The following is a 10,241-nucleotide window of genomic DNA, read 5'->3' on the forward strand; positions in this document are numbered from 1 at the left end:
GTTCGGTCGCGTGAAGATGCTGAGTGCTGAGGCCGCGGGTCGCGCCGGGACGTTCGTGTACCGCACGGCGCGGCTGCTGGAGCGGCGGCGGTTCGAGTACCTGTTCCGGTCCGGTTCGGCCGCCGCCGTGCTGGCGGCGCTGGCCGCCTACCGCAACGCCGACGGCGGTTACGGCAACGCGTTGGAACCGGACGGACGGGGGCCGGGCAGCCAGCCGATCACCACGTTGTCGGCGCTGCACGTGCTGTTCGAGGCGGGTGCCGCGCCGGACGGGGTGGTCGAGTACCTGGAGTCGGTGACGGCCGACGACGGCGGGCTGCCATTCGTGCACCCCAACGCGGCGGAGTTCCCCCGGGCGCCGTGGTGGCAGATCGCGGACGGGTATGAGGGCGAACTGCTCACGACGGCGAACCTGGTGGCGGCGCTGTGGCGGGCCGGGGTGGTGCACCCGTGGGTCGACCGGGCGGCGGAGTTCTGCTGGGCGGGCGTCGACGCGATCACCGAGACGCACCCGTACGAGGCCATGGGTGTCGTCCGGTTCCTGGACCAGGCCCCCGACCGCGACCGCGCCGCCGCGGCGGCCGAGCGGATCGGCGCCCTGGTGCGCGCGGCCGGGTACGTGCGCCTGGGCACCGGCGGGGTGACCCCGCCCGGGTACGCCGACGGGGAACTCCAGGACCCGCACGACTACGCGCCCACACCGTCGAGCCTGGCGCGGGCGTGGTTCACCGACGAGGAATTCGAGTCCAGCCTGGACTCCGTGGTCGACGCCCAGGGCGAGGACGGTGGGTGGCGGGTCCGGTGGCCCGCGTGGGCCCCGGTGACCGAGTTCGAGTGGGCGGGGGTGGTGACGGTGGAGAACCTGGTGCTGCTGCGCGACTTCGGCCGCTGGGACCCGGAAGTCTACTGAGGACGGTTCAGCCGACCAGGTCGCTCAGCGTGGTGCCCGAGAGGTCCCGGACCTCGTTGGACAGGTGGGCCTGGTCGGTGAACCCGCCCGCCTGGGCGATGTCGGCGAACGGGGTTCCCGCGCGGGCCAGGGAGACGGCCCGGGTGAAGCGGAGCACGCGGTGCAGGACCTTGGGGCCGTAGCCGAAGGCGGTGTGGGCGTGCCTGCGGAGCTGGCGGGGGCTGTAGCCGAGCCGGTCGGCCATCTCGGTCACGCTGCCGGTGCGCGCGGCCAGGGAACGCAACGCGACGGCCAGCGGATCGGGTTCGGTGGCCAGCGCCGAGACCAGGACGCGCTGCGCGGCGGCGGTGTCCGGCGCCTCGGCCAGGCGGTCGGCGAGGTCGGCGGCGCGGCGGGTCGACCACAGGTCGGCCAGCGCCACGCGGGCGTCGCGCAGGTCCGCGGCGGGGACACCGAGCGGCCGGGCCGCGCTGGGGAAGCGGATGCCGACGATGGTGCCCGCGACCGGGGCGCTGAGCTGGGCGGCGGTGTCGGGCCCGGCGACCCACAGCGCGCCGGACTCGCGGTGCCAGATGACGTCGGCGCAGGCGTCGGGCAGGACGCGGACGGCGGTGGCGCCGCCGGAACGGGACCAGACGCAGACGACGCCCAGCCCGGGCAGGCCGGGTGGGCGTCGTTCGCGGTAGGTCACCGGGTGCTCAGGTGGCCTCGGCGGACTGGATGTCGATCGGGGTCTTCGGCTTGCCGTCGCCGTCCGGGTCCGAACCGCCCTGCGCCACCTTGTCGACCACGGCGAGGCTCGCCTCGTCCAGGGTGCCGATGACCGCGTAGTCCGGGGAGAGCGTGGAATCGCCGTAGACCAGGAAGAACTGGCTGCCGCCGGTGCCCGGGCCCGCGTTGGCCATGGCGACCGTGCCGCGCGGGTAGACGACCGAACCGGCGCCCGAGCCCTGCGGCAGGTCGGTCGGGTTCTCGTCCGGGATCGCGTAGCCGGGGCCGCCCGTGCCGGTGCCGGTCGGGTCACCGCACTGCAACACCTCGATGCCCTTGGTGGTGAGGCGGTGGCATGGGGTGCCGTCGAAGAAGCGCTGCGCGGCGAGGAACGCGAAGCTGCGCGTGGTGCACGGCGCCTTGGCCGTGCCCAGCGCCACGGCGATGTCGCCCTGGCTGGTCTTGAACGCCACCCTGGTCTGGTTGTCCTCGGTGGTCTCCGGCGGCAGGCCGACGTCCTTGCCCGGTGCCGCCGTGCCCTTCTTGCGGTAGGCGCACGTCTTGACCCCGGTCGGCGCCGACGTCGTCTCCGAGGTCGGGGTGGCCGTGGTGGTGGAGGTCCGCGTCGCGGTCGTGGTGTCCGAGCCGACCGCGGACCCCGAGGTGGACGACGAGCAGCCCGCGGTGAGGGCCGCGCACGCCAGCAGCGCGCCGATCAGGAGCCTGCTCATCCGGCGATCACCACTTCGTTGACCTTGACCTCGTTCTTCGGCTTGCCGTCGCCCTGGCCCTCGGGGGTGTTGATGCCCGCCTTGGCGATCTCGTCGATCACCGCGAGGCCGGGCTCGCCGATGGTGCCGAACACGGTGTAGCTCGGCGGCAGCGAGGACGCGTCGCCGTAGACCAGGAAGAACTGGCTGCCGTTGGTGTTCGGGCCCGCGTTCGCCATCGCCAGGGTGCCGCGGGTGTACTTGAGGTCGGGGGCGACCTCGTCGTCGAAGGTGTAGCCGGGGCCGCCGGAGCCGGTGCCCGACGGGTCGCCGCACTGGAGCACCTGGATGCCCTGGGTGACCAGGCGGTGGCAGACCGTGTCGTTGAAGTAGCCCTGCTTGGCCAGGCTCGCGAAGCTGTTGACCGTGCACGGCGCCTTGGTGCGGTCCAGGGTCAGGCCGACGTCCTTGCCGTTGAGCTTGAGGGTGGCGCCGACGGTGCCCTGGGTGGTGATGTTGGCGGTCTCCGGGGCCTGCGCGGGCTTGCTCGCGGGCTGGCCCTCCGAGGCGGGGTAGGAGCAGTTCACGGTGCCGGGCAACGGCTCGTTGGTCTCCTCGGCGGCGGTGTCGGTCGTGTCACCGCCGATGTTGGCCAGCCAGTAGACCAGGCCCACCACGACGACCACGCCGACGACGGTGCTGATCAGGCCGACGGTGCGGCGCTTGCGCGCTCGCTCGGCCCTGTTCGCGAGCTGGCGTTCCAGCTTGCTCTTGGCCGCTTTCCGGCGCTGCTCGTTGCTCGGCACCTGCCACCCTCCCTGACCTGTCGCTTCCAGCAGTGGCGCAGTCTATGGGTGACCCCGGTAAGAACAGTGTGGTGGCCCCGGCCGATAGGCTGAGAACCAGCGAAGAATCCCGCCGACTTGGAGGTCCGTGCCCGTGTTGGTCGTCGGCTTTCCCACCGGATCGTTCCAGGCGAACTGCTTCCTGATCGCCCCCGGCGAGGGCGAGCAGTGCGTGATCGTCGACCCGGGCGAGGGCGCCGAGGAGCCGCTGGCCCAGGCGCTGCGCAAGCACCGGCTGACCCCGGTCGCCGCGCTGCTGACCCATGGGCACCTCGACCACGTGTACTCCGTCGCCCCGGTGTGCGACGGCACCGACATCCCCGCCTGGATTCACCCGGCCGACCGCTACATGCTCAGCGACCCGCTGCGCGGGCTCAGCCGCGAGTCGGCCGCCTTCTTCGGCGGCCTGGAGCTGCGCGAGCCCAAGGAGGTGCGGGAGATGACCGACGGCGCCGAGCTGGACCTCGCGGGCCTCAAGTTCGGCGTCAGCCACACCCCCGGGCACACCGAGGGGTCGGTGGTCTTCGGCCACGACACCGCCGACGGCGACCACCTGCTGTTCGCGGGCGACACCCTGTTCGCCGGGTCGATCGGCCGCACCGACCTGCCCGGCGGCTCGATGGCCCGGATGACCGAGTCGCTGCGCAAGCTGCTCGCCCTCGACGACGAGACGGTGGTGCTGCCCGGCCACGGCGGGGCCACCACCATCGGCCGGGAGCGGGCGAGCAACCCGTTCCTCACCGGCATGATCGACCTCGACGACCCGGCGTCGGGCCACAAGCACCGCGGCCGGGGCATCTGAGGTGGCCGAGCGCATCCCGCTGAGCCTGGTCGAGGGCGCCACCCGCAGGCGGGGCTGCGCCGCGGCCGCCGTGGTGGTGGTGTTCGCCGCGGCCGTCGGCGGTGTCGTCGGCCTGATCGCGGGCAGGCTGCCCGCGCTGATCGCCGCCGGGGTCGTCGCCGTGCTGTTCGGCGTCCTGTTCTGGGGGTCCACCCGGCGCTCGGTGTGGCTGGAGGGCGACTCGGTCGTCGCCAGGACCTTCGGGCAGCGCTCGGTGGACCTGCGCGGGGCGGACCGGCTGGAGCTGGTCGTCACCGACATGCGCGGCACCCGCACGGTGGGCCTGCTGGTGGGGGAGGGCAGGCGCACGGTCAACGTGTCGCTGGCCGTCTACGCCGGGACCGGTGGCCGCGAGCTGGGCATCCTGGTGCTGCGCAGGCTCGCCGACATCCTCGCGGGCAGCGAGAACAGCGCGGGCCTGGTGTTCTCCCAGTTGCTGGTCGCCCAGTTGCGCGCGGAGGCCAAGGGCGAGCCCGCCCCGGACCGCCCGCTCTACCGGCTTGCCTCGGTGGCGCCCACCGGTCGCCTGGCCCAGCGGCTCAAGCCGGAGGCCGTGACCCGGTTCGTGGCTTCCCTGGATTGATCGGGTCCGGCCCCACGGCGGGTTCGCGCACCGCCACCAGCGCCGCCACGGCCGTGGTCACCGGCACCGCCGCCACCAGGCCGATGCTGCCCACCAGGGTCCGCACTATTTCCTGGGCGATGGACTGCGATTGCAGGATCGTGCCCAGGCCCACCCCGGAGATCGACGAGTACAGCAGTACCGGCAGCGCCGCCCCCGCGTAGGCCATGACCAGGGTGTTCACCGCCGAGGACACGTGGTCGCGACCGATGCGCAGGCCCGCCGCGTACAGCGCGCGCCAGCCCAGCGCCGGGTTGGCCGCCCGCAGCTCCCACACCGCGCTGGTCTGGGTCACCGTCACGTCGTCGAGCACGCCCAGCGCGCCGATCACGATGCCCGCCAGCAGCAGGCCCCGGGTGTCGATGCCGTGCCCGAGCGACCCGACCAGCGCCGAGGTGTCCTCGTCCAGGCCGGTCAGCGACGACACCGCGGCGAACAGCGCGCTCAGCACCCCGATCAGCGCCAGGCTGACCATCGTCCCCAGCACCGCCGTGGACGTGCGCGCGGACAGCCCGTGGGTCAGGTACAGCACCGCGAACATGATCACGCCCGCGCCGAACACCGCCACCAGCAGCGGGCTCTCCCCGGCCAGGATCGCGGGCAGCACGAACAGCAGCAGCACCGCGAAGCTCAGCACCAGCGCGCCCAGCGCCTTGAACCCCTGCCACCGCCCCAGCACCAGCACCGCCAGCGCGAACAGCGCCGCCAGCACCGCCAGCGGCACCCCGCGCTGGAAGTCGACCACCTGGTAGCTCTCCCCGGCCAGCGGGTCGCCGCCGGAGTAGGACAGCACGACCTCGTCGCCCACCGAGAACCGCGGCGTGCTCGGCTCCAGCGGCAGGGCGGTGCGCACGTCGCTGCCCGCCGCGGCGCCGTCCGTCATCGCCACGGTGAGCACCAGGCACCGGTCGCCGCCGGTGTCGGTCGCGCCGCACGGGCCCGCCTGGGCGCCGGTGACCTCGCCGTGGACCGCTTGCCGCAGGGCGGAGTTCACCGCGGTGGGGGAGTCGCCGGTGGGGAACAGGACCACCATCCCGACCACCGACGCGAGCGCGAACGGGGCCAGCAGCGCGACCAGCAGCCTGCGCACCCGGTCGGACACCGGCCGCGCGGGTCCGTGCCCGTGCCCGTGTCCGTGCCCGGTGACGAGGGGCGGTTCGGCGGGCTCCTCAGCCGGTGCGGTGCGCGGGGCGGTCGCGGCGGGCTTCGGTCGCCGCCCGCGCTCCGCGCCCCCGCGCTGCTCGCCCGGCCCGCGCTCCGCGCCTTCGCGCTGCTCGCGCTCGTGGCCGGGCTCGTGCTTGTGGCCCGGCTCGTGCTTCTCGCGCGGCTCGCGTTCTCGGCGCGGCCTGTGTTCCTGGCCTGACTGGTGCTGCTCGCGTTCTCGGCGCGACTCGTGCTCCTCGCGCCGTTCGCGTTCCTCGCGTCGTGTGGGACCCGGGCGCCGCCCGGGGGGTTCTCGCCCGGGGGGCGCCTGCTGCTGCGGGGTCCCCGGGTCGCGCCGGGGCCGCTCGGCCCGGACCCGCGGTATCGGTTGGGTGTCCCCGTCATCCACGCCGTACATCCTCACACGCCGCTCAGAGCGGGTCGGTGAAGGTGAACCGGGCGGCCGCCGCGGCCTCGCAGGCGCGGACCGCCCGGCGCAGCCGGTGCTCGCGGCTGCCGGTCAGCAGCAGCCACGGCACCCCGCGCCCGCGCAGGCCGCGGACGAACCGCGCGGTCATCCACGGCCGCAGGTGCTCGCCGTCGCGGGTGCCGTCCTGTTCGAACTCCACGGCCACGTGGTCGGTGAGCAGGTACAGCGCGGGCCTGCGGTCCCCGACCGCCGCGTCCACCTCGGGGTGCCCGAAGCCCAGGTAGCGCTCGCACCAGACGGTCGCCGCCCACGGGTCGTTGTCGCACACCAGGACCGGTGCGGCGGGGGCCGCCGCGTCCTCGTCCGCGCCCTGGCGCACCGCCACGTCGACGAAGTCACCGACCGTCCACACGGGAGCTTTCGCGGCGAGCTTGGCCGCGGTGTGCTCGCGGCCGTACTCGGGCACGGCGGTGCCGCCGTAGTGCGCGGCGAGGGCGGTGGCCAGGGTGGTCGTCCCGGTCGACTCCGCGCCCAGCACGACGACCCGGGTGGCCAGCCCGGCGCGGGTGGGCCGGGCCAGGTTCGCCCACTGCCCGCGCACGTCCGCGCGCACCGCCGTGCCGGAAACGGGGAACGCCAGCCGCGCCGGGTCCACCGGCACGTGCGTGGCGTCGAGCCGCCGCGCCAGTTCGACGCCGTAGTCCTCGCTGCTGAACACCGCGTCGACGGCCGCCCCCGACGGGTCCCCCTCGGCGATGGCGCGGCGGGCGAGCACCGAGCGGGTGACCCCGACGTGCAGGTCCCACACGGCGTCGTCGGAGTAGTCCACCGGGTGGTCGTCGAGGTCGCCGAGCACGCGCACCCCCGGATCGGCGGCGTGCTCCTCGGCCAGCCAGCGCACCCGGTCGGCGATGGACAGCGACTCCGCGGACGAACCGAGCACCGCGACCGTGGTGCGCTCCGAGGCCGCCGCCGCGGTCCGGATGAGGTGGTGGTGGCCCGCGTGCGGCGGGTAGAACTTGCCCAGGACCAGGGCGTGCCGGAACCTCACGCGACCACCGGCCGCCGCAGGTCGGCCCGCCACGAGCGCAGCCCGAGCACGCACAGGGCGATGAACCCGAGGTACAGCAGCGCGGTCAGCCACAGGCCCTTGTAGGCGTAGAGCGGGACGTAGACGACGTCGGCGGTGATCCACAGCCACCAGCACTCGACCTTCTTGCGCGCCTGGCCCCAGGTCGCCAGCAGCGACAGCACGGTGGTGACCGCGTCGGGGAAGGGCACGGTGGAATCGGTGGCGTGGTTGAGGACCAGGGTCAGCCCCACCGTGGCGACGACACCGACCGCCAGCAGCACCCACCACTGCGCCGCGGTCGTCCTCGACACGGTGAGTGCCCCGTTCCGCGTGCCGCCGCGCAGCCACGCCCACCACCCGTAGAGCGCGAGGACGAGGTAGACGACCTGGAGCCAGGCGTCAGCGTAGAGGCCCGCGGTGGCGAAGAGGGCGAAGAACGCGACGTTGTTGACAATGCCGATCGGCCAGTTCCACGCGTTCTGCCTGGCCACCAACCACACGCACAGCGCGCCGGTGACGAAGCCGACGACCTCCATCCACGAGGTCGGCGCGCCGAACGCGGTGAACGCGGTCGCCCGCAGCGGTTCCAGCACCTGGTCGAGCGACACCCGCGGACTCCGTTCCTCCAGTGGCAACCGGTGCAGCCTACGAAACCGCCGCCCGGGCCCCGGCGGTCGCGGTCGCGACGGTGTGCGGGAGCGGTTGCGCGGTGATCGTTCCCAGGGCTCCCGAGACCCCCACCGGCCACACCGGCCCCAGTGATCACGGAGTCGGAAAAGCGCTGCTCACGGTGCGTGCCAGGGGGTGGGGTCCGGATCATCCACAACCCGGGAACCCGCGATTGCGCGATGATCGAACATGTGTTCGACTGTGCTCGTGCGATGGGACGGACAGCGAGCGGACCGGATCGGGCAGCAGGCGCTCCCGGGCCTGCCGGGGTTGGTGCGCAGCGTGCGGGCCCCGGAGTTCAGCGGGGTGGTGTTCCACGAGGTGCTGGCGAAGTCGGTGCTCAACCGGGTGCCCGGCGGCTCGCCGCTGCCGTTCGAGTGGACGGTCAACCCCTACCGGGGGTGCTCGCACGCGTGCAGCTACTGCCTGCACGGCGACACCCCGGTCCTGATGGCCGACGGCACCACCAGACCCCTGGCCGACCTGCGCGTCGGCGACCGGATCTACGGCACCGAGCGGCGCGGCAGCTACCGGCACTACGTGCCCACGGTGGTCCAGGCGCACTGGTCCACGGTCAAACCCGCCCACCGGGTCACCCTGGCCGACGGCACCCAGCTCATCGCCAGCGGAGACCACCGGTTCCTCACCGAACGCGGCTGGAAGCACGTCACCGGCGCGATCTCCGGCCCCGACCGCCGCCCGCACCTCACGGTCGGCAACAAGCTCATGGGCACCGGCTCCTTCGCCCCCGCCCCCAAGGACACCCTCGACTACCGCCGCGGCTACCTCACCGGCGTCGCCCGCGGCGACGGCGGCCCACCCCGCCCGGCCCAGGCCGCCGCCAGGGTCGCCGAGTACCTCACCAACGACTCCGGCCTCACCCTCCCGCTCGACTGGCCCCGCACCCCCACCGACGAGTGGCGCAAGGGCCTCCTGGCAGGCGTGTTCGACGTCGACGGCACCTTCGCCCACCGCATCCTGCGCCTGCCCAACCTGGGCGAGACCACGCTCACCGCGGTCCTGTCCGCACTGGAGCACTTCGGCTTCCACGCCGCGGTCGAAGAGCGCCGCCTCCCCAACGCCCGCCGCTGCGTCCGCGTCGACGGCGGCCTCCCCGAACACCTCCGCTTCTTCCACACCGCCGACCCGGCCGTCACCGCCAAGCGCACCATCGACAACGCCGCCATCAAGTCCCCCGCGCGCCTGGACGTCGTGGCCATCGAACCGCTGGGCCTCGACCTGCCGCTGTACGACATCACCACGGGCACCTCCGACTTCATCGCCAACGGGGTGGTGAGCCACAACTGCTTCGCCCGGGGCAGCCACACCCGCCTGGACATGGACGCGGGACAGGACTTCGACACCCAGGTCGTGGTGAAGCTGAACGCCGCGCAGGTGCTCAACCGGCAGCTCCACTCCCCGACCTGGCCGCGCGCGCACGTGGCGATGGGGACCAACACCGATCCCTACCAGCGGGCGGAGGGGCGGTACGGGTTGATGCCCGGGATCATCCGGGCGCTGCGGGAGTCGGGGACGCCGTTCTCCATCCTCACCAAGGGAACCCTCCTCTCCCGGGACCTGCCCGTGCTGGCGGCAGCGGCGAAGGACGTGCCGGTGGGGTTGGGGGTTTCCCTCGCGCTGCTGGACGAGGACCTGCAGCGGTCACTCGAACCGGGGACGCCGTCGCCGCGGGCCCGGCTGGAACTGGTCAAGCGGATCACCGACGCCGGGCTGCCGTGCGGGGTGTTCGTCGCGCCGGTCCTGCCCGGGCTCACCGACTCCGTGGAGCAACTGGACGCGCTCCTGCGGGAGATCGCTCAGGCTGGTGCGACGGGGGTCACCGTGCTGCCGTTGCACTTGCGGCCGGGGGCGCGGGAGTGGTTCGCGGGGTGGCTGGCCCGGGAGCATCCGCTGCTCGTGCCGTTGTACCGGCGGATCTATGGTCGGGGGAGCACTGCGGCTTCGGGTTATCGGGCGGCGCTTGCTGCTCGGGTGGGGCCGTTGGTGCGGCGGCACCGGTTGGAACGGGGTGGGGCGGATCGGTGGCCGGAGGGGAGCATGCCTGGTGCGGCTGGGACTGTTGAGGTCAGGGAGGATCAGCTGACTCTCTTGTGACTGGATCGCGCTGGGCCTTGTTCCGGCTCTGGGCTCCGCGTGCCATGTTCAAGGGCCCGGTCGTTTGTTGGGCGTGCCCGGGTGGGTGGATGTGCTCAGCTCTCGCGCCCGGGGTTTTGGTGGGTGGTGCCCGGGTGGGTGGATGTGTTTGGCCGGGGCCCCTATGGCGATCA

General features: G+C 73.5%; 10 protein-coding genes. 4 read left to right on the forward strand and 6 right to left on the reverse strand.

From position 1 onward, the window contains the following. Positions 1-16: 16 nt before the first annotated feature. Entirely contained in the window at positions 17-910 is an 894-nt protein-coding gene (locus UO65_RS32825; protein WP_052022130.1) for a hypothetical protein, read from the forward strand. A 7-nt stretch (positions 911-917) separates the two neighbouring features. Here the strand turns inward: UO65_RS32825 and UO65_RS32830 are convergent, their stop codons facing one another. The 3 genes from UO65_RS32830 to UO65_RS32840 are packed head-to-tail and all read right to left on the reverse strand — an operon-like array spanning position 918 to position 3,137. Continuing rightward, the gene (locus tag UO65_RS32830) at positions 918-1,601 is read right to left on the reverse strand and encodes a helix-turn-helix domain-containing protein (protein ID WP_084176462.1); all 684 of its coding nucleotides are present in this window, start codon (positions 1,599-1,601) and stop codon (positions 918-920) included. A 7-nt stretch (positions 1,602-1,608) separates the two neighbouring features. Next, on the reverse strand, positions 1,609-2,352 hold the full coding sequence (locus UO65_RS32835; RefSeq protein WP_035290846.1) for a peptidylprolyl isomerase: 744 nt from the start codon (positions 2,350-2,352) through the stop codon (positions 1,609-1,611). Next, positions 2,349-3,137 (reverse strand): peptidylprolyl isomerase, encoded by a 789-nt coding sequence (locus tag UO65_RS32840; protein WP_035290848.1) that lies wholly within the window; start codon positions 3,135-3,137, stop codon positions 2,349-2,351. The genes UO65_RS32835 and UO65_RS32840 overlap by 4 nt, the downstream gene beginning before the upstream one ends. A 133-nt stretch (positions 3,138-3,270) precedes the next feature. On the opposite strand from UO65_RS32840, the gene UO65_RS32845 reads away from it, so the two are divergent. Both UO65_RS32845 and UO65_RS32850 read left to right on the forward strand, forming a co-directional pair. Continuing rightward, positions 3,271-3,978: an MBL fold metallo-hydrolase gene (locus UO65_RS32845; RefSeq protein ID WP_035290850.1), complete on the forward strand. Its 708-nt coding sequence runs from the start codon at positions 3,271-3,273 to the stop codon at positions 3,976-3,978. A gap of 1 nt (position 3,979) precedes the next feature. Beyond that, positions 3,980-4,600, forward strand: a complete 621-nt coding sequence (locus UO65_RS32850) for a hypothetical protein (protein ID WP_035290852.1) — start codon at positions 3,980-3,982, stop codon at positions 4,598-4,600. Here the strand turns inward: UO65_RS32850 and UO65_RS32855 are convergent. From UO65_RS32855 to pnuC, 3 genes are read right to left on the reverse strand one after another with little or no spacing between them, the layout of a single operon-like run. Further along, positions 4,557-6,191 (reverse strand): YibE/F family protein, encoded by a 1,635-nt coding sequence (locus tag UO65_RS32855; RefSeq protein ID WP_233427940.1) that lies wholly within the window; start codon positions 6,189-6,191, stop codon positions 4,557-4,559. The genes UO65_RS32850 and UO65_RS32855 overlap by 44 nt on opposite strands. A gap of 22 nt (positions 6,192-6,213) precedes the next feature. Further along, complete coding sequence (locus UO65_RS32865; RefSeq protein ID WP_035290856.1) at positions 6,214-7,263, reverse strand: AAA family ATPase; 1,050 nt, start codon at positions 7,261-7,263, stop codon at positions 6,214-6,216. Then, the gene (gene pnuC, locus UO65_RS32870; RefSeq protein ID WP_035290858.1) at positions 7,260-7,892 is read right to left on the reverse strand and encodes a nicotinamide riboside transporter PnuC; all 633 of its coding nucleotides are present in this window, start codon (positions 7,890-7,892) and stop codon (positions 7,260-7,262) included. Before pnuC ends, UO65_RS32865 begins: the two co-directional genes overlap by 4 nt. Before the next feature lie 268 nt (positions 7,893-8,160). Between pnuC and UO65_RS32875 the strand changes: the two genes are divergently transcribed. Continuing rightward, positions 8,161-10,068 (forward strand): intein-containing Rv2578c family radical SAM protein, encoded by a 1,908-nt coding sequence (locus UO65_RS32875; protein ID WP_200873527.1) that lies wholly within the window; start codon positions 8,161-8,163, stop codon positions 10,066-10,068. Positions 10,069-10,241 lie beyond the last annotated feature (173 nt).

It is taken from the genome of Actinokineospora spheciospongiae (assembly GCF_000564855.1).
GTDB lineage: Bacteria > Actinomycetota > Actinomycetes > Mycobacteriales > Pseudonocardiaceae > Actinokineospora > Actinokineospora spheciospongiae.

Coding starts and splice junctions, on each gene's coding strand:
- UO65_RS32825 (WP_052022130.1), top strand. CDS start 17: ATGCTGAGTGCTGAGGCCGCGGGTCGCGCCGGGACGTTCGTGTACCGC.
- UO65_RS32835 (WP_035290846.1), bottom strand. CDS start 2,352: ATGAGCAGGCTCCTGATCGGCGCGCTGCTGGCGTGCGCGGCCCTCACC.